The organism is Vibrio sp. MACH09 (genome assembly GCF_033238805.1).
In the GTDB taxonomy this organism is placed as follows: domain Bacteria; phylum Pseudomonadota; class Gammaproteobacteria; order Enterobacterales; family Vibrionaceae; genus Vibrio.
Map to the genome: position 1 here is coordinate 2,974,739 of NZ_BSFZ01000001.1, position 18,243 is coordinate 2,992,981.

The following is an 18,243-nucleotide window of genomic DNA, read 5'->3' on the forward strand; positions in this document are numbered from 1 at the left end:
TCAGCAAAATTAATGACACCCAATCCGAGGTTTATATGCACCATTCATTTAAGTTATCGCTTATTTCATGCTTAATACTCTCTGCCCCTGTGATGGCAGAAGAATCATTTCGTCAACATGACGCTCACCTTCATGGCCATGTAGAGTTAAACATTGCACAAGACGGCAATGAGCTACTGGTAGAAATCACCGCTCCCGGCTCTGATATTGTGGGTTTTGAACATGCCCCTGAGAATGAAGCACAACATCAACAAATTGAAAATGCTGAAGCCCAACTAGCAAAAGCGACAGAAGTACTGATGCTGCCGGCGTCAGCGCAATGCCAAGTTGAACATGTGTCAATCAAGAACACGCTAGAGTCTCACGATTCTCATGACGAACACGCCCATGATGAAGACGATCATGACCATGACCATGACAAACATGATCACGACAAACACGATCACGACAAACACGATCATGATGATCACAAATCACACTCTGACGAGTCTGACAAAAAAGGTGGGCATGGTGAGTTTGCGGTGGAATATCATTTTGAATGCGCACAAATCAGCAAGATTACTGAGATCAAAACTCAATGGTTTGAGCTATTTCCTAACACTGAAGAAATCACGGTTAACTTGTTGACTGATACAGCTCAAACAACCATGGACTTAACCAGTAAACAGCCCGTTATTAAACTTTAACATTGAAAAGATAAACTGGATGTAAAAGTCCAGTTTATCACTAACAGTAGTGTAAATATGAATAGTGAAAATAGGGTTGTTTCTCTAACTGATATTTCGTTTAGCTGGAATGATCAACAGAGCCCAATATTAAAGTTCGATTCCCTACACATCGCTCAAGGTGAACATATTTTTGTTAAAGGCCCAAGTGGCAGTGGTAAATCCACTCTGCTCGGCTTGTTAACAGGAATCATCGCACCACAGAGTGGTGAAGTTAATATTCTGAACACCGATATCCATCGTTTAAGTGCCAGTGAAAGAGACTGCTTTAGAGCCAATCACATTGGTTATATTTTTCAACAGTTCAATCTACTTCCTTACCTATCAGTGATCGAAAATGTTGTGCTTTCTTGTCATTTTTCAAATCGACGAAAAGAAAAGACCTCTGGCACTTTAAAAGACAATGCTCGCCATCTGTTAAACCGACTGCATTTGGATAGCAGCCTAATTGATAAAGCCGTCACTGAGCTTAGCATTGGTCAGCAGCAACGTGTCGCCGCAGCAAGAGCCCTTATTGGTCAGCCGGAACTCATTATTGCCGATGAACCAACATCTGCGTTGGATTATGACAACCGAACAGCCTTTATTGAACTATTAATGGATGAAGCACAAAAAGCGCAATCGACACTTATTTTTGTTAGCCACGACCCAACATTAGAGAGCATGTTTGATCGCACGATTAATCTAACCGAACTCAACCAGCAAGTTTGTGGAGGCCATTTATGATTGCCATTGCTCACCTTGCGTGGAAAAGTGTTCTTAATCGCAAAACGACCGCTATTTTAAGTATTTTAACGGTAGCAATATCAGTGATCCTGCTTATGGGAGTAGAACGAATACGCACTCAGGCCAAGTCCAGTTTTGCCAATACTATTTCGGGTACTGACCTCATTGTTGGTGCTCGTTCTGGTTCTGTGAATTTGCTGCTTTACTCTGTGTTTCGCATTGGTAACGCTACCGCAAATATAGACTGGAAAAGTTATCAAGAAATCAGCCAAGATAGCTCCGTTGATTGGGCGATACCTATCTCTCTAGGTGACTCTCATCAAGGCTTTAGAGTCATGGGAACCAACCAAAGCTACTTTGAACACTTCAAGTATGGTCAAAAGCAGCCACTCACATTCCAACAAGGTCGTCCATTCAACGGACTATTTGAAACGGTTATTGGAGCTGACGTAGCCAAAGAGCTTAACTATAAAATAGGCAGTGAAATCATCATTGCTCATGGTATTAGCGATGTCAGTTTTAGCCGACATGACAAATTACCATTTACCGTTGTCGGTATTTTTAATCCAACTGGCACACCGGTTGATAAAACCGTTCATGTTTCTCTGCAAGCGATTGAAGCCATTCATGATGGCTGGGAGTCCGGCGCCAACTTGGGTGGAGAGAAAAGCCCTGAATATCTGGCGCAGAAAGAGTTTAAGCCTGAACAGATCACCGCCATTATGCTTGGGCTAAAATCTAAGATTCGCACCTTTGCGCTACAACGTAAAATTAATACCTATAAAAAAGAGCCACTTAGCGCCATTTTACCCGGTATAGCACTTCATGAGCTTTGGGGCATGATGTCCGTTGCTGAACAAGCTTTAATGGCGGTATCTGGTTTTGTTGTTGTGGCAGGTTTGCTTGGTATGTTGAGTAGCTTACTAACCAGTCTGCAAGAAAGAAGACGAGAAATGGCGATATTACGAGCCATGGGAGCTCGCCCTAAACACATATTTATGTTGCTGGTTAGCGAGGCTAGCGCACTCACCTTCATCGGTATTTTATTTGGTGTGTTATTGCTATATCTACTATTAATGATCATTCAACCCGTCATTCAGCAATGGTATGGTATCAATATCGTTTTATCCCCCCTTAGTTATTATGAATGGGAATTACTGGCTATAGTACAGCTGGCAGGAACAATAATCGGCTTTATTCCAGCACTTAGTGCCTATCGTCAATCGCTTGCCGATGGAATGACAATAAGAATTTAATCAATGGAAAACAGAATGAAAAACATAATAGCGCTGGTCGCTTGCTGCTTAGCTCTTTTTAATCCTTTAAGCACATTGGCGACAGAGAAGTCAGATGATGTATTAACATTAGAGTGGCTAGATTTGATCCCGATGGATGAACGTAATTTAGTAGACAGTGTTGGTATGCCTCTAAACCATGAATTGGATGCGCCGGAGCAATCTAAATTGGGAGGCGTTCGACAAGAACTCAATGGTAGCCAAGTAAAAATACCAGGTTTTGTTATTCCTTTGGAAGGTGACCAAGATGTTGTGACAGAGTTTCTGCTCGTTCCCTACATGGGAGCTTGCATCCATGTTCCACCACCACCACCGAATCAAATCATCTACGTTCGATTTGAAGGCGGAGCACCGATTCAGGATCTTTGGGATGTGGTAAATGTCATTGGTGAGCTAAAAACAGAAACGGTGAGTCATGAGCTTGCTGAAGTCGGATATGTTATTGAAGGGACAGCATTAGCTCCCTACGAAGACGAATAACTCTTTCTTGGCTTATCTGTTACACCAAGAAGTTTGACAGATAAGCCAATACTCCAACGTAAACAACTAACAGTAGAGTAACGGATAACTGCTTCTTAAAACGATTGTCCTCTGGCTGTGCCATGACACCCCTCAATTCCCTTAACATTTTTAACATTTCCTTATCAATCATACCAGATTATCGTAACAACACGAATACAAAGCGCAGATTTTAACCGAATTAGTGCAATAGACTTTGATTAATAACAAATTTATAACTATTTATATAAGTTATTTTTTCTAAAAGGTTATCAAGTTAAATGTATACCCAAGTAACACGATGTGATGAAAAATGAACAAATGAGACTTTCTGTTTAAAAAAACAAAAGCAAAACCATAAGCATTGAACTCATGTAACGATGGATCTATGCTATAACCACTGTTGCCAAAATGAAGAATTGTTTGCACCATCAATGAGTTCAGCAACAGCATTCTCTATGACTCAACTTAATCAATAGGCAATGGAATGGCAGGAAAAAGAGAAGCGGTAACGATTGATCAAAACAGCGCTTATTCACAAAAAAGTTACTCAGGAAACAAGTCTCACTATATTAAAGACAGTGGTAGCCGAGTAACTAATATAGCCACAACTTATGGCCTCGATGCCATGTTGCATTCCACCACACCTAAAAGCTCCTTATTGGAGCGATCATTAAGCCGAGATAAACAGAGAAGAGAACAGCGTCAAAAAAACTTAGAGAAAATCATTAAATTTGCCTACGGTTTTTGTAAAGATGAAACCGCAGGAGATCCCGACCAAGATTGGCTTTATCGATTTTTTGATATGGCTCAGGATATCCACAACAGTTCGATGCAACGCCTTTGGGCACAGGTATTAAAACTAGAAGTCACCAACCCTGGCGCTACCTCCATGAAAGCGCTGCAAGTTTTAAAAGATATGACACCAAAAGAGGCGCAATACCTACAAAAAGCCGCCTCCCTCTCTTGCAGTTTTGGTAGCGATAACAGCAAAAAATTACTTTATGGGTATAAAACTCAGGCGGGTATTTTTAGTTTAAATCGACGAGATAAAGAGAGCTCTGTTAACTTAGGCAGCCACAAACTTCCTTACTCCAGCCTATTAGTACTATTTGAATTAGGGCTAGTACTAAATACGGAACTGGAATCAGGTGAAATTGAATTTGATCCTGCATTGGTGATTGACTATCAAGGCGATATTTTCTCTCTACAGCCAATGAGTAAAGGCTCTCGCTTGCTTTATTATCGCTTTAGCCCGGTAGGAAATGAACTATGTAAACTGCTAGGTAATAAACCCAACATAGGTTACCACGATCAACTGGTTAGCCTACTTAGCCAAAAGTTTACGGTTCAAACTTCAGTAAAAGGCTCCATTGATCAAGTCGTGTAAATAGAAACGAGAAAAAAGCCGACGCATTGAAAGTGATACTCAATGCTTCAGTCACCTTTGCTCCTCTAACTAGAGAACTTTTAGCTCTATACTTTGTTAGCTCTATGCTTTGTTCCCGCCAACTAGAACGTCACCCTATTTGGTAATAATTCCGCTATCACGCAAATAGGTTAAACACTGTTCAAGCAAAATATCGATACTGGTATCGTTATTGATCAGTTCTATCTGTGGCTTCTCTGGTACCTGATAAGCCGAGTCGATACCAGTGAAGTTGCTTATCTCACCAGCCCTTGCTTTCTTATATAGGCCTTTAGGATCTCGTTGTTCGCACACTTCAAGGGAGGCATTAATATACACTTCAATAAACTCTCCTTCAGGCAGCAAAGAACGAACCAGCTCCCTCTCTTTTTTTTGCGGAGAGATAAATGCAGACAATACAATCAGCCCTGCATCTGCCATTAGTTTACACAACTCTCCTACCCGACGAATATTCTCTTTTCTATCCGCGTCACTAAAACCAAGATCTTGGCATAAGCCGTGTCGAACATTGTCTCCATCGAGCAAGTAAGTGTGGTACCCCTTACTTGCCAACGCTTGCTCTAACGCTCCGGCAAGCGTTGACTTACCCGAGCCTGACAGACCGGTAAACCACAATACCGCCGGCTTCTGTTGTTTCAACTCCGCTCGGCTATTTTTGTCTACCATATGGTGATGCCAGACAATATTTTCATCAACAGCCATCTGAGTACTCCTACAATCTTTAATAAAGGTAACTTGTAATTAAATCAGCTCGAAATTGATCATGATTTATCACAAAAATAAAAACTAAAATGGAAAAAAATAGGGAATTAAGACTAGCACCAGTGTCGAATAAACCAACGAAATTGGGATGCCAATTCGCAGATAATCGAGCAAACGATAGTTACCAACGCTGTAAACCAGCAAGTTAGTCTGGTAACCGTAAGGGGAAATAAAACTGGCACTGGCGCCAAACAACACCGCCATAATAAATGGCATAGGGTCAACACCATAACCAACTGCCATGCTATAACCCAAGGGAAAAGAGAGCGCGGCGGCAGCGTTATTGGTGATCAGCTCGGTCAAAATTAAGGTAAGGAAATAGGTGGCCACCAGAGCGCCAAACACTCCCCATCCATTTAGAGTTTCAATAAAAAACTGCCCCATACTTTCCGATACACCAGACGAGATCATCAGTTGTGCCACGGTTAATGCCGAACCAACAATCACCACGATATCGAGAGGAAATCGCCGTCTTAGCTCCGTAATGGAAATAATGCCCCCCAAGATCATAAATAGTAGGTAGCATGACAACCCTTTTACAATAGGAACAACATCAAACAGTGACAGCAAAATAACCGTCATAAAACCAAGCAACACAAGGTTAGAGCGAGTCACATCTAGCTTGGCACTGGAGTCCAAGTCATTCATCAACAAGAACTCGCGGTTATGTTGATTAAGTTGCTGCTCAAATCGTTTTCCAGGCACCAATATCAGAGTGTCACCAGCCGCGAGTTGAATATCACCAAGGCCACCTTCCAGTCGTTCGTGCCCCCGACGAATCGCCACCACAACTGCGTCAAACTTATCTCGAAATCGAGAGCTTATTAATGTCTTATTACAGATAGAAGCCGAAGAGCTGATCACCACTTCACGAAAGCTTTGGCCGTTTAGATGGTGTTGACCAAATAGAGTTAAGCCATTTATCTCTTGCAAAGTCGCAACACTTTCAATGTCACCACAAAACAGCAATCGATCTTTCGCCTGTAATATAAAATCAGGAGGAACAGAGACAATTCGCTCACCATTGCGTACAACTTCTGCAAGAAATAGCTTACGTAGTGAACGCAAACCGTTGGCACTAATACTTCTGTCCACTAACGGAGAGCCCGGCTCTACTTTCGCTTCAAGAAAATAAGAGAGCTCTTCCAACGACTGATCTTCTGTTTTAGGCAACAGATAACTTAGCGGGATAAGTACAAACAAGCCACCAACGAGCACCGCCAATCCAATGGCGCTGGGAGCAAAGAACCCTAAACTAGGCAACCCGACATCCACCACAAAACTATTAATAATCAAATTAGTAGAAGTGCCAATGAGTGTTAAAGTCCCGCCTAAAATTGCGGCATAAGAGAGTGGGATAAGCAGTCGAGAAGGCGAATGCTGCTGATTGCGCTTTATTGCCCCAATAAGAGACACTACAACCGCTGTATTGTTGGTAAATGAAGAGAGCACCGCAGTAGACAGACCGAGCTTTGCCACTACGGTTGCCAGTTTTCCTTCTGAGATTTGGTAACTTACCCAACCAATTAGGCGTGTTTTTTCCAAGGCCGCAGAGCTTAAAATCAACAACACTAATGTCAGCAACGAAGAGTTGGTGAAATTATTTGCGATACTCTGCAGCTCAATGGCACCGCTAATGAAAGCACTAAATGCCGCCGAAGCAAAAATAAAACTTGGCTTAATATTGGTCAGTAGCAAGCAGGCAATAACACCAAGTAATAGTGTTAAAACAAGTCCTTGTTCCCACATAGTGTCTCCTCCCTGCTCTGCTTGTTAAACTTCCAACCCATTAAAGAATAAGTACAGCAATTAAGTGGCATCATAGACCTTCCGTCTAGTTCACTCGACACCACTCAATCACCAGTGGACGATCAGTCGCTAAATTTTTGCATCCCAAGAAGGAAAATACTTCACAATCAATGCTTTTAGTTCCTGTTCAAACGCCGTTATATCCCCCACAGAATGGGTGTTGTTCTGATGATCTAACCGCTCTCTAACAAGGCCGGCACCTACGGTTACATTGGTTAATCGGTCAATAATAATAAAGCCACCGGTATCAATGGATTCACTATACTTATCGATAGCAATAGACTCTGTAAGTGACCACTCACACAGGCCAATACCATTTAGTGGCAAGCTATCTGTATCAAACCTTGAAAGGTTATTAATGTCATACTGATGGCGAATCACCTCTACTTGACCCAATGTTTTCTTACCCGCAATTTTAATATCATACTGTTGGTTCAGCTGTAGCGGTTGCTCAGTCATCCAGACAACATCGGCTAATACATGGTTACTCGACTCAATTGCAGCGCCGTCAGAAACGAGCAGGTCACCGCGACTAATATCAATTTCATCTTCCAGCGTTAACGTTATTGCCTGTCCCGCAAACGCCGTATCAAGCTCCTTATCAAAGGTCACTATCTTAGCGACTTTTGAGGTTTTGCCTGACGGCAAGGCTTTTATTTCATCACCAACAGAGATAGAGCCTGTGGCCAGTGTTCCACAAAAACCTCTAAAATCGAGATTCGGTCGGTTAACATACTGAACAGGGAATCGAACATCCTGATTCTCATTACCCACGTTTAGTTCAATATCTTCCAGCAAGCTGAGAATAGGCTCTCCTTGGTACCATGACATATTGCTGCTGTTCTCTACTACGTTATCGCCTTCTAAAGCTGACAAAGGAATCAACTGAATATCAATATCGCCTTTCAACTTTTCAGAGAATGCCAAATACTCATCGCGAATCTCTTCAAAGCGTTGTTGAGAGTAGTCAACTAAATCCATTTTATTAATTGCCACAATAAAATGACGAATGCCCAGTAGACTTGCGATAAACGAATGACGGCGAGTTTGATCCAGCACTCCTTTACGGGCATCCACTAAAATGACAGCCACATCACAAGTTGATGCTCCTGTTGCCATATTACGAGTGTATTGCTCATGCCCCGGAGTATCGGCAATAATAAACTTACGCTTTTGAGTCGAGAAATAGCGATACGCTACATCAATGGTAATCCCTTGTTCTCTCTCTGCTTGCAAGCCATCCACCAGCAAAGCCAAATCAGGTTTCTCTCCTGTGGTGCCCACCCGTTGACTGTCAGAATGAACCGCTGCTAACTGATCTTCATAAATCTGTTTAGAGTCATGAAGCAAACGACCAATCAAAGTACTTTTACCATCGTCGACAGAGCCACAAGTTAAAAATCTAAGTAACGATTTATGTTGATGTTGGCTTAAATATCCTTCAATACCCAACTCTTCTAATTGAGCTTCTACTGCACTATTCATATTCTTTCCTTAGCTTTCCTTGAACTAAAAGTACCCTTGACGCTTTTTAAGTTCCATGGAGCCTGACTGATCATGGTCTATCGCTCTACCCTGACGCTCGCTTGATGTCGCCACTAGCATCTCTTCAATGATTTCCGGCAATGTATTGGCGTTAGATTCAATCGCACCGGTTAACGGGTAACAGCCTAATGTCCTAAAGCGGACACTTTTATGCTCAACCACTTCACCTTCTTCAATCGGCATTCGGTCGTCATCCACCATGATGAGCATGCCATCTCTCTCAACCACAGGGCGCTTTTCTGCTAAATAGAGTGGAACAATCTCAATACTTTCGAGGTAGATATATTGCCAAATATCTAACTCGGTCCAATTGGAGAGAGGAAACACTCGAATACTCTCGCCTTTATTTACTTGTCCGTTATAGGTATGCCATAACTCTGGCCGTTGATTTTTAGGATCCCAAGTGTGGTTTTTGTCCCGAAATGAGTAGACACGCTCTTTGGCTCGTGACTTCTCTTCATCACGACGTGCTCCGCCAAATGCGGCATCAAAACCATATTTATTAAGCGCTTGTTTTAACCCTTGTGTCTTCATAATGTCGGTATGCTTCGAAGAGCCATGCACAAACGGGTTAATCCCCATATCCAAACCTTGTTGGTTTTTATGAACAAGCAGTTCAAATCCATACTTTTTCGCGGTTCGATCACGAAACTCAATCATCTCCTTAAATTTCCAATCGGTATCGACGTGGAGAAGAGGAAAGGGAATTTTGCCCGGATAAAACGCTTTTCGAGCTAAATGCAACATCACCGCCGAGTCTTTACCGATGGAATACATCATCACAGGGTTATCAAATTCAGCAGCCACTTCACGAATGATGTGGATACTCTCAGCTTCCAGCTGTTGTAAATGAGTAAATTTATCTTTATCCATTGGTTATTTCCTTTTGGCTCTTTGAACCTGTTATTACTCTGCGATCAACTATTTGCTAATCTGTTGTTAGTCGGTGATTTCTGGAGCAGCAACCTATCGCTATGCGTTACTCACTAACTGCTCTATTTGCTCATTACGGGTAAACCAACTTAGCTTCTTCGATAACCGAACTACTTCGCCTATTACAATAAGTGACGGTGATTCCGCCGTAGCAGCAAGTTCACTTAACTCAGCTAACTCACCTTCTATCACCCGTTGAGTGGCGTGTGTGCCTCGTTCAATGATGGCAACAGGCGTGTCAGCACTTCGACCATGAGTGATGAGCTGTTGTTGAATATGTTCGGATTTCATCAACCCCATGTAGATCACTAAGGTCTGGTTTTTTCTTGCCAGAGTGGACCAATCTTGCTGATCGCTATCAGCCTTTAAATGGCCAGTAATAAAAATGGCCGACTGAGCATAATCTCGGTGAGTGAGTGGAATACCAGCATAAGCGGTTGCCCCCGCCGCTGCGGTAATGCCCGGAATAACCTGAAAGGTAACATTGGCATCAACTAAAGCCTCTAGCTCTTCGCCTCCACGACCAAATACAAACGGATCTCCGCCTTTAATTCTGGCAACTCGGTAGCCTTTTTGAGCAAATTCAACCAGCAGGCGATTGGTTTCTTGTTGAGAAACACTGTGGTAACCGGCTCTTTTTCCTACGCAAATAGACTGAGTATCACTTGATAACAGAGAGATAATCTCATCAGAGACTAGGTAGTCATATAAAACCACATCCGCTTGCTGCAAAAATTTAAGCGCTTTAACTGTCAGCAATTCAGGGTCACCGGGACCGGCACCGATTAGAGCGACTTCACCAAATTGAAATAAACTCCGATTTAGAATGGGAGATGGATTAAAATTGACTAATCGAGGCTGTTTTTTTGAAAAATCCGATGATCTATCCATGCTTAATGTTCATCCATTCATTTGCGGGTACTGAATGCATTATGTACAGGGATTTATATTACTGGAAATTCTAAAAGTTTATTTTTTATTCTAAAAGCTACTAAGCAAGTATTCACGGGATTGATAGTCGACAGTAGAACGACAAAAAAAGACAAAAGTTAAACAATAAACAGTCGATCTATGTTTCAAAAATCGACATTCATCCATTTGATGTCACAGTTTTTATATTAGATAAACATGTTTTTCACATAAAATTGATACATTAAACGAAACAATACCCCCCCCCATAAAAATGGATTTGGAGTAATACAATGACAATCAAACCACTTTCAATTGCAGTATTAACTGGCATGCTAACCATGTCTGGCTCCGTAATGGCAGACACCATTAAACTGCGAATTGTCGAAACGACTGACCTGCACGCTAACGTAATGTCATATGACTACTACAAAGATAAACCTTCTAAAAAAATCGGTTTATCTCGCGCTGCAACATTAGTGAAAAAAGCCGAAGCCGAAGCTGAAAACTCAATTTTGGTGGATAATGGTGACCTTATTCAAGGTAGCCCAATGGGTGACTACATGGCATCTAAAGGGATAAAATCCGGCGAAGTTCATCCGATATTTAAAGCGATGAATACCTTAGACTATCAAGTAGGAAACTTGGGGAACCATGAATTTAACTACGGCTTAGAGTTCCTACGTGAGTCCATCAATGATGCTGACTTCCCGTATATCAATGCCAATGTTTATGATAAAGAGAGTGGCGAGAACTTCTTCACACCATACATCATTAAGCAGTACGTATTTAAAGATACCAACGGCTTCCCGCACACAATCCGTGTCGGTTATATCGGTTTTACGCCTCCTCAGATCTTAACTTGGGATAAGAAAAACCTAGAAGGCAAAGTCATCGCTAAAGATATTAAGCAAACAGCTGAGAAGTTTGTTCCTAAGATGAAAGCTGAAGGCGCAGATGTCATTGTTGCGATTCCTCACTCAGGCATCTCTACTGACCCATACAAAAAAGGGGCAGAAAACTCAGTTATTTACTTAACAGAAGTTGAAGGTATTGATGCGGTAGCATTTGGCCACTCACACTCTGTTTTCCCTGGAAAAGGCTTTGACGGAATCCAAGGGGTAGACAATAAAAACGGAACCATTAATGGTGTAACTTCAGTAATGCCAGGACGTTGGGGTAGCCACGTAGGTGTAATGGACCTCGTGCTAGACTTTGATGAGAAGAAAGGTGAATGGAAGGTTACAAGTGGCAAAGCAGAAGCTCGCCCTATCTACGACAGAAAAGCTAAGAAGTCACTTGCTGACGTTGATAGCGACGTAGAAAAAGCACTTGCTACCGCGCATAAAGAGACGCGTGATTTCGTGAACCAACCAATTGGTAAAGCGAATGACGTAATGTACAGCTACTTAGCGCTAGTGCAAGATGATCCAACCATTCAAATCGTCAATGCTGCTCAAAAAGACTATGTTGAACAGTTTATCCAAGGTGACCCAGATCTAGATGGTATTCCAGTATTATCAGCGGCAGCACCATTTAAAGCTGGAGGCCGTAAAAACGATCCTTCAGGCTACACCGAAGTAGAGTCTGGTCAGTTAACTTTCCGTAACGCAGCCGATCTATACCTGTATCCAAACACACTTGTTGCACTAAAAGTAACAGGTAAAGAAGTTAAAGAGTGGCTAGAGTGTTCTGCAGGACAGTTCCAGCAAATCGATACCAACAGTGAAGCTCCACAAACACTGATCGATTGGGATAACTTCCGTACTTATAACTTTGATGTTATTGACGGTGTTAACTATCAGATCGATGTGACTCAACCTGCTAAGTATGACGGCAGTTGTAAAGTGATTAACCCTGATTCTCAACGTGTGGTTAACCTAACTTTCCAAGGTAAGCCAGTGGATATGAAGCAAGACTTCATTATCGCGACAAACAACTACCGTGCCTATGGTAATAAGTTTGCAGGAACAGGCTCTGACTTTATTGCATTTGATGCACCAGATGAAAACCGCAGCGTATTAGCGGCTTACATCAGTGAAGTAAGTAAAGAGAAAGGCCAAGTAGAACCTAGTGCCGATAATAACTGGTCGTTCGCGCCAATTAGCAGCAACAAAGCTCTGGATATCCGCTTTGAAACATCACCAAGTGACAAAGCCGCCCAGTTCATTAAAGACAAGGGCCAATATCCAATGCAGAGAGTTGCAACGGACGAAGTTGGTTTCGCTGTTTACAAAATTGACCTACAAAAATAGTTGTAAAGTCAGTTAAAATACAAAAAAACACCACTTTTTAGTGGTGTTTTTTATATCCATAGCCTATCTGCTAGGTGAGCCATGTATCGGTGTAAACGCAAAATATTCGGGGAGTGACAATGGTCAATAACAGTACATTTGTGCAGCAGCTAAAAGAGGGTGGCTTTACCGAGCAACAGATTGCCGAGCTGGTAGATATCAGCTCTCCACTTGAACTACCTACCCGACATATTTTAGTGAATCAAGGTGAACTTACAGAGTCTGTCTATTTTGTATTAGATGGTCTTTGCCATGCCTGTTATTTAACTGAGGATGGCAAGCAGTACAGCAAAGAATTTTATTGGGAAAGTGACTGGATACTTGGCTTTGAAAGCCTGATTAACCACCAAGCTTCACCATTTTTATTAGAAACACTCACACCAGCTACCCTACTGTGCTTCCCAGTGGATACTCTCGCACACTGGCGCAAGCAAGGTAATCCTCTTTATATAAAACTATTAGAGACCCAACTGCTATATAAAGAGGCCAAGGAGCGCTTTATGTTGCTCTACTCACCACAGCAACGTTATCAACTCTTTTGTGACAATTATCCTCAACTGGAAAACCGACTAACTGACTACCAAATCGCCGCGTATTTGGGGATTAGTCATGTCAGTCTAAGTCGGATTAAATCTCGTTTAAAAGAGTAAAATTACCAATTACCCACTGCTCGGGACTATTTTAACCAGTGAGAAAAGTTGTAAGCCACACCAACAGTTACCCCCCAACCGTTATCTCGCTGAACAAGAGGGCTAGAGCTGTCGTGATGTTCAAACTCTGCTTTCACTAAAGCGATCCACTCTGGGGATATAGTATAGATACCAATTAATCCCGTTTGATAGCGCCATGAACTACCGGATTGATATGCGTTAACAGTCGAAGCCGCCGCTTCTTTGCTTGTCACGGTATACAAATGAGAGGACAACTTTTTATCACGATAGTCTGCTTCAATATAAGGAGTTAACGTGAAATCGTTAATCGCGGTGTCGAATGACCGTCCCAGGTGCAACTGAACTTCATAACCATCAGTCACGTTTGATACATCGTGTAGATATGTCAGCCTTGCCCCTACTGTTCCGATAGTGAAACCAAGCTCCGCATTACCATCTCTATCGTCAATGCCTGCTGGGATATCGTTCACGTCATCAGACACTTCAGCAAAACGCCATTGACCACTGATTCCCAACCAAGGAAGAATAGCGACATTAACTAAACTTCCATCAATAAACCCATAATCACCATTGTAAAAAACATTCGGCTCTAAGCTAAATTGAGGGCTGTCTTTTTCAGAAAAAACGGACTGGCCATATACGCTGCTGGCTCCAATAAATCCATAATTGCTATAGTCAGCGTCAGCCCACGCCATTGAAGAGGTTGATGCTATGCCTGCAAGCACAACTCTTTTCAATACCTTATTTGTCATCATTATTGCTCTCCTCATTATCGCTCTTCTCATCTGAAAGAAGGCATTTATCGTCTTCCATATATTTAATGATGCGTTGAGCTATAACATAGATGGTGAGATCGGTTTCTAGCTCAATAACCTGATAGATAAGAGCCGATAAAGACAATATTTCTTTCAACATTGATGAATTAATACTCTGAAAGCCGTTTAAAGCTTGTTTATTAGCGGTCAATCAAAGTTCTGTTTTGGATCCAACAACAATACGCTTATTTGATCTGTTTTTTATTTTTCATTATTTAACAATAGTTAACGAATCAGGCAGAGTTTATTGGTACAGTCGGACAAGAATTATTTTTTATATCGGAATTATTTTATGATCAACTGGCAAGTCGCTTCGCTTAATCAATTATCAACCATCCAGCTGTATCAACTGCTGAAGCTGAGAGTCGATGTTTTTGTGGTGGAACAGCAGTGTCCATACTCAGATTTAGATAACAAAGATATTAAAGACGGAGTGATGCACCTTGTCGGCTATTTAGATGATGAACTGGTTGCATGTGCCAGACTAATGGCTCCAGGAATCAATTACGACAATGTCAGTATTGGCCGTGTGGCAACTAAAGAGTCTCATCGCGGAAATGGCTTAGGACATGAGTTGGTTGTTGAGTGCTTAAAACAGTGCCAACGCCTTTGGCCTAACGCAACCATCGATATAGGAGCCCAACAGTACCTTTGCGACTTCTATCGACAACACGGTTTTGTCGCCATTTCCGATATGTATTTGGAAGATGATATTCCACATATAGATATGAGACTAGAAAAGTAACCATGGCAGCATGGTCCCCTGTTACTCTGGCGATTATAAGTTTGATTGTCGGCAACCTAATGGCGTCATTAAGTGATGTGGCAGTAAAATTATTGGAGGGTGACGTTTTTGCTTTTCAATATATTTTTATTCGACAATCTATCGCGACATTGTTAGTGGCACCTTTTTATTTTCGTCAACATGGTAGCTTTAGCACTAAAGGACTCAACTGGCGCATTACTGCAGTACGGGCAAACCTGATTATTATTGGGGCAGCCTGCATGGTTGTCGCAATTACTCACTTACCATTAGCGACTGCCAATGCGATCTTCTATGCTGCGCCATTGATAATGTTACCTTTGTCTTGGTTCATTCTAAAAGAGCGAGCGACAAAAAAGCGCATCATTGCTTCTTTGATCGGTTTTTTAGGGGTGTTGATTGTATTGAGGCCGTCGCAATTTCACTGGGCAGCGTCCTTTGCCGTTGGCACAGCTATCACCATCGCGCTTTTTTCTGTATTGGTTCGCAAGCTACCAAGCGAACACAATGTTCTACATACTCTGTTTTGGACCAGCCTGTTCTCACTCCCCATCTCTGGCGGCTTAGCGCTGTTCAATTGGCAAGATCTCGATTGGTCTCAGTCAGGTTGGATAATACTCAGTTCCGTATCCGTATTGGCTTATAACGGCTTATCGGTTTTTGCTTATAAGAAAGCCCCCGCAAATCAAATTGCGTTGTCTGAGTACACAGGATTGATATTTGTCACTCTATTCGGAGTATGGTGGTTTAATGAAGTGCCTGACCTATTAACGGTATTTGGGATCAGTATGATTATCTTGCCGTTGCTACCAATAACTCGTTTAAGGATAAAAGCTCGCGCTATGATAGAAAACAGGCAATGAGCAGCGCATGGGTCGTTACACTTTAGCAGTCAGAACTACTTACTTCTTCCAAACCCGCCACCAGACAAACGGAAAAACATGACGGCATCATTTTTCTTCTCTAACTGAAGAATGTCCAAGTCGCCATTGGCGGTTAACTTATAGCGAATAAGTTGACCTTGTTTGATCTTACTTAGCGGCTTATCTAAACCTTCTACTTTCACCAACTCATTGAAGTCCGTCATTGATAGCTGATTGGTACGAAATACTTTCGCTAATGTGTCACCTGATTTGACCTGATACTCTTGCCAGTCTTCAGATTTTGCTACAAATTTTTTCTCTTCATTATCAACAGAGCTTAAGTCGGTAGTATCGACGGATATCTCTTTGCGCTCACTCTCGGTCGCGGCAATAGACTCTTCATCGTTTTGGGGAAAAGGAATCATAATTAACACTATCAATAGTGGTGTGATAACCATCAGCGCTTTTTGATGAAATTTGGGTAGATCTCGCCACATTTGTAGATATTTTTGGACACTTATAGAGCTTAGTGATGAACGTATATCATCGAGCACGCTAGCTTGTTTCTTATTTCTTTTGCGACGATCCATAAATGGCGGTTCCTTGAGTGCGACTATTACTTAGAGTATAAAATTTATTGCGCTAGGTACATAGCGATTAGCAATTGCTTTCATCCTTATGACATTCGACCTTTCACTACCATGATTCAGCCGTTTATTTGTACGTTATTATACGCAGCACCTTGATGAGTTGCCGTCTACATCAATTAGCTATACCGCACGCTCCATGCCTTGCGAAGGTGACTTTCAGATTGAACAAAATTTCGCTTGAAAGATCAACACACCTTGACACAAGTTAACTTTAATAATGTTTCTTCGCGTTGCTAATGCTGCTATGCTTTGGCCTTTATTTAACGAAATAATGAAGAGTTATAAAATGTCTGATATTAAATTAGAAACTGTAGAGCACAAAGCAAGCTACGGTATCGGTTTACAAATGGGTCAACAACTAGCGGGTAGTGGCCTTGAAGGTTTAAACGTAGACGCGATTGCTAAAGGTATCGCTACTGCACTAACAGGTGCTATGCCTGAGATCGAAGTTGATGAAATCAACAACGCTCTACAAGAAATTCATTCACGCGCAGAATCTGCTCGTGCAGAGTTAGCAAAAGTTGCCGCTGCTGATGGCGAAGCATTTTTGAAAGATAACGCTCTTCGTTCAGAAATCACAGTTACAGAGTCTGGTCTTCAGTATGAAGTTATCACAGAAGGTACTGGCGAAATCCCAACATCTGACAAACAAGTTCGCGTTCATTACCACGGTGAACTTACTGACGGTACCGTTTTCGACAGCTCTGTTTCTCGCGGTCAACCTGCTGAGTTCCCTGTAACTGGCGTTATTCAAGGTTGGGTTGAAGCTCTTCAACTTATGCCTGTTGGTTCAAAATGGAAACTTTATATCCCTCAAGATCTTGCTTATGGTGAGCGCGGCGCAGGTGCAGCAATTCCTCCATATGCAGCGCTAGTATTTGAAGTTGAGCTATTAGCAATTCTTTAATATTATTAGCTTTGTCTGATAAATAAAGCGGTGATTATCACCGCTTTTTTTTGCATGCAGCAAACTGAATTTACGACTATTCTTGTAAAGCCAATAACAATCTCCATCAAAGGAAAGGTATATGAAAAAAACAACAGGGCTGTTGGCGATTATTGCGCTAACCACGTCACTTTCGAGCCACGCTTTTTTAAGCCTAAAATCCGATGACAGCGCAAAAACAAGCGCTTCAATCTCTTCTTTAACTGGTGCTTTAGATGGGCAGGTGTCATCTCAAGTTAGCTCACCTATCGTTGACGCACTTACGAGTAAACTGAACGTTTCTCCTGAACAAGCGACCGGTGGTGCAGGTGCGTTACTTGCTCTTGCGTCTAACTCGCTTTCATCCAGTGAAAATAGCGAGCTAGGAGAGTTAATTCCTTCTATGGGTTCATTACAAAGCGCCGTACCAGGATTGATGCAGATGGCAACAAGCAATAGCGCGGTGACCGATGTCTTCTCCACTTTAGGTTTGGATCCATCTATGGTGGCACAGTTCGCTCCTATTATTCTCCAGTACCTAACTTCGCAGAATGCATCAAGTGGCCTTATTGGTTCACTTTCTAGCCTCTGGAGTTAACTCAGTTCTCTCATTGTATAAAGGTGCCGCTGT

Annotated in this window: 19 protein-coding genes; 11 read left to right on the forward strand and 8 right to left on the reverse strand. The window is 42.0% G+C overall.

The features are described 5' to 3' along the window. Nucleotides 1-35 precede the first annotated feature (35 nt). The 5 genes from zrgA to CHJ_RS13300 all read left to right on the forward strand — a co-directional run bounded on the left by zrgA (nucleotide 36) and on the right by CHJ_RS13300 (nucleotide 4,634). Nucleotides 36-686 (forward strand): zinc uptake protein ZrgA, encoded by a 651-nt coding sequence (gene zrgA, locus CHJ_RS13280; protein ID WP_317917904.1) that lies wholly within the window; start codon nucleotides 36-38, stop codon nucleotides 684-686. Between the two features lie 57 nt (nucleotides 687-743). Beyond that, nucleotides 744-1,451 (forward strand): ABC transporter ATP-binding protein, encoded by a 708-nt coding sequence (locus tag CHJ_RS13285; RefSeq protein ID WP_317917905.1) that lies wholly within the window; start codon nucleotides 744-746, stop codon nucleotides 1,449-1,451. Beyond that, complete coding sequence (locus CHJ_RS13290) at nucleotides 1,448-2,707, forward strand: ABC transporter permease (RefSeq protein ID WP_317917906.1); 1,260 nt, start codon at nucleotides 1,448-1,450, stop codon at nucleotides 2,705-2,707. Before CHJ_RS13285 ends, CHJ_RS13290 begins: the two co-directional genes overlap by 4 nt. Nucleotides 2,708-2,722: 15 nt before the next feature. Continuing rightward, the gene (locus CHJ_RS13295; RefSeq protein ID WP_171754201.1) at nucleotides 2,723-3,226 is read left to right on the forward strand and encodes a DUF3299 domain-containing protein; all 504 of its coding nucleotides are present in this window, start codon (nucleotides 2,723-2,725) and stop codon (nucleotides 3,224-3,226) included. A 505-nt stretch (nucleotides 3,227-3,731) separates the two neighbouring features. Beyond that, nucleotides 3,732-4,634: a TIGR03899 family protein gene (locus tag CHJ_RS13300; RefSeq protein ID WP_171754200.1), complete on the forward strand. Its 903-nt coding sequence runs from the start codon at nucleotides 3,732-3,734 to the stop codon at nucleotides 4,632-4,634. Between the two features lie 135 nt (nucleotides 4,635-4,769). Here the strand turns inward: CHJ_RS13300 and cysC are convergent, their stop codons facing one another. The 5 genes from cysC to cobA form a co-directional block, all read right to left on the reverse strand. Then, nucleotides 4,770-5,375, reverse strand: a complete 606-nt coding sequence (gene cysC, locus CHJ_RS13305; protein WP_317917907.1) for an adenylyl-sulfate kinase — start codon at nucleotides 5,373-5,375, stop codon at nucleotides 4,770-4,772. 84 nt (nucleotides 5,376-5,459) lie between these two features. Then, complete coding sequence (locus CHJ_RS13310; RefSeq protein WP_317917908.1) at nucleotides 5,460-7,184, reverse strand: SLC13 family permease; 1,725 nt, start codon at nucleotides 7,182-7,184, stop codon at nucleotides 5,460-5,462. A 129-nt stretch (nucleotides 7,185-7,313) separates the two neighbouring features. Then, nucleotides 7,314-8,729, reverse strand: a complete 1,416-nt coding sequence (gene cysN, locus CHJ_RS13315; protein WP_317917909.1) for a sulfate adenylyltransferase subunit CysN — start codon at nucleotides 8,727-8,729, stop codon at nucleotides 7,314-7,316. Between the two features lie 24 nt (nucleotides 8,730-8,753). Next, on the reverse strand, nucleotides 8,754-9,662 hold the full coding sequence (gene cysD / locus CHJ_RS13320) for a sulfate adenylyltransferase subunit CysD (RefSeq protein WP_171754196.1): 909 nt from the start codon (nucleotides 9,660-9,662) through the stop codon (nucleotides 8,754-8,756). Nucleotides 9,663-9,761: 99 nt separating this feature from the next. Further along, a complete protein-coding gene (cobA, locus tag CHJ_RS13325) occupies nucleotides 9,762-10,613 on the reverse strand; it encodes a uroporphyrinogen-III C-methyltransferase (protein WP_317917910.1) in 852 nt (283 codons plus the stop codon). Between the two features lie 311 nt (nucleotides 10,614-10,924). Between cobA and cpdB the strand changes: the two genes are divergently transcribed. After that, complete coding sequence (gene cpdB / locus CHJ_RS13330) at nucleotides 10,925-12,886, forward strand: 2',3'-cyclic-nucleotide 2'-phosphodiesterase (protein WP_171754194.1); 1,962 nt, start codon at nucleotides 10,925-10,927, stop codon at nucleotides 12,884-12,886. 119 nt (nucleotides 12,887-13,005) lie between these two features. Further along, a complete protein-coding gene (locus CHJ_RS13335; protein WP_171754193.1) occupies nucleotides 13,006-13,575 on the forward strand; it encodes a Crp/Fnr family transcriptional regulator in 570 nt (189 codons plus the stop codon). Nucleotides 13,576-13,601: 26 nt separating this feature from the next. Here CHJ_RS13335 and CHJ_RS13340 read toward each other — a convergent pair whose 3' ends face one another. Next, a complete protein-coding gene (locus CHJ_RS13340) occupies nucleotides 13,602-14,348 on the reverse strand; it encodes a MipA/OmpV family protein (RefSeq protein WP_411861565.1) in 747 nt (248 codons plus the stop codon). Continuing rightward, complete coding sequence (locus tag CHJ_RS13345; protein ID WP_171754191.1) at nucleotides 14,338-14,511, reverse strand: hypothetical protein; 174 nt, start codon at nucleotides 14,509-14,511, stop codon at nucleotides 14,338-14,340. Before CHJ_RS13345 ends, CHJ_RS13340 begins: the two co-directional genes overlap by 11 nt. Before the next feature lie 192 nt (nucleotides 14,512-14,703). Between CHJ_RS13345 and CHJ_RS13350 the strand changes: the two genes are divergently transcribed. Both CHJ_RS13350 and CHJ_RS13355 read left to right on the forward strand, forming a co-directional pair. Continuing rightward, the gene (locus CHJ_RS13350; protein WP_171754190.1) at nucleotides 14,704-15,156 is read left to right on the forward strand and encodes a GNAT family N-acetyltransferase; all 453 of its coding nucleotides are present in this window, start codon (nucleotides 14,704-14,706) and stop codon (nucleotides 15,154-15,156) included. Between the two features lie 2 nt (nucleotides 15,157-15,158). Next, the gene (locus CHJ_RS13355) at nucleotides 15,159-16,037 is read left to right on the forward strand and encodes a DMT family transporter (protein WP_317917911.1); all 879 of its coding nucleotides are present in this window, start codon (nucleotides 15,159-15,161) and stop codon (nucleotides 16,035-16,037) included. A gap of 35 nt (nucleotides 16,038-16,072) precedes the next feature. On the opposite strand, the gene CHJ_RS13360 is transcribed toward CHJ_RS13355, so the two are convergent. Continuing rightward, a complete protein-coding gene (locus CHJ_RS13360) occupies nucleotides 16,073-16,627 on the reverse strand; it encodes a LysM-like peptidoglycan-binding domain-containing protein (RefSeq protein WP_317917912.1) in 555 nt (184 codons plus the stop codon). Between the two features lie 346 nt (nucleotides 16,628-16,973). Between CHJ_RS13360 and CHJ_RS13365 the strand changes: the two genes are divergently transcribed. Then, nucleotides 16,974-17,594, forward strand: a complete 621-nt coding sequence (locus CHJ_RS13365) for an FKBP-type peptidyl-prolyl cis-trans isomerase (protein WP_171754187.1) — start codon at nucleotides 16,974-16,976, stop codon at nucleotides 17,592-17,594. Between the two features lie 121 nt (nucleotides 17,595-17,715). After that, nucleotides 17,716-18,210 carry a DUF2780 domain-containing protein gene (locus CHJ_RS13370; RefSeq protein ID WP_171754186.1) on the forward strand — a complete coding sequence of 165 codons (495 nt, stop codon included), beginning with the start codon at nucleotides 17,716-17,718 and terminating at the stop codon, nucleotides 18,208-18,210. Nucleotides 18,211-18,243: the final 33 nt, after the last annotated feature.

Excerpts from the sequence above, each read along its gene's own strand:
- zrgA (WP_317917904.1), top strand. The coding sequence starts at position 36 with ATGCACCATTCATTTAAGTTATCGCTTATTTCATGCTTAATACTCTCT.
- CHJ_RS13285 (WP_317917905.1), top strand. The coding sequence starts at position 744 with ATGAATAGTGAAAATAGGGTTGTTTCTCTAACTGATATTTCGTTTAGC.
- CHJ_RS13290 (WP_317917906.1), top strand. The coding sequence starts at position 1,448 with ATGATTGCCATTGCTCACCTTGCGTGGAAAAGTGTTCTTAATCGCAAA.
- CHJ_RS13295 (WP_171754201.1), top strand. The coding sequence starts at position 2,723 with ATGAAAAACATAATAGCGCTGGTCGCTTGCTGCTTAGCTCTTTTTAAT.
- CHJ_RS13300 (WP_171754200.1), top strand. The coding sequence starts at position 3,732 with ATGGCAGGAAAAAGAGAAGCGGTAACGATTGATCAAAACAGCGCTTAT.
- cysC (WP_317917907.1), bottom strand. The coding sequence starts at position 5,375 with ATGGCTGTTGATGAAAATATTGTCTGGCATCACCATATGGTAGACAAA.
- CHJ_RS13310 (WP_317917908.1), bottom strand. The coding sequence starts at position 7,184 with ATGTGGGAACAAGGACTTGTTTTAACACTATTACTTGGTGTTATTGCC.
- cysN (WP_317917909.1), bottom strand. The coding sequence starts at position 8,729 with ATGAATAGTGCAGTAGAAGCTCAATTAGAAGAGTTGGGTATTGAAGGA.
- cysD (WP_171754196.1), bottom strand. The coding sequence starts at position 9,662 with ATGGATAAAGATAAATTTACTCATTTACAACAGCTGGAAGCTGAGAGT.
- cobA (WP_317917910.1), bottom strand. The coding sequence starts at position 10,613 with ATGGATAGATCATCGGATTTTTCAAAAAAACAGCCTCGATTAGTCAAT.
- cpdB (WP_171754194.1), top strand. The coding sequence starts at position 10,925 with ATGACAATCAAACCACTTTCAATTGCAGTATTAACTGGCATGCTAACC.
- CHJ_RS13335 (WP_171754193.1), top strand. The coding sequence starts at position 13,006 with ATGGTCAATAACAGTACATTTGTGCAGCAGCTAAAAGAGGGTGGCTTT.
- CHJ_RS13340 (WP_411861565.1), bottom strand. The coding sequence starts at position 14,348 with ATGACAAATAAGGTATTGAAAAGAGTTGTGCTTGCAGGCATAGCATCA.
- CHJ_RS13345 (WP_171754191.1), bottom strand. The coding sequence starts at position 14,511 with ATGTTGAAAGAAATATTGTCTTTATCGGCTCTTATCTATCAGGTTATT.
- CHJ_RS13350 (WP_171754190.1), top strand. The coding sequence starts at position 14,704 with ATGATCAACTGGCAAGTCGCTTCGCTTAATCAATTATCAACCATCCAG.
- CHJ_RS13355 (WP_317917911.1), top strand. The coding sequence starts at position 15,159 with ATGGCAGCATGGTCCCCTGTTACTCTGGCGATTATAAGTTTGATTGTC.
- CHJ_RS13360 (WP_317917912.1), bottom strand. The coding sequence starts at position 16,627 with ATGGATCGTCGCAAAAGAAATAAGAAACAAGCTAGCGTGCTCGATGAT.
- CHJ_RS13365 (WP_171754187.1), top strand. The coding sequence starts at position 16,974 with ATGTCTGATATTAAATTAGAAACTGTAGAGCACAAAGCAAGCTACGGT.
- CHJ_RS13370 (WP_171754186.1), top strand. The coding sequence starts at position 17,716 with ATGAAAAAAACAACAGGGCTGTTGGCGATTATTGCGCTAACCACGTCA.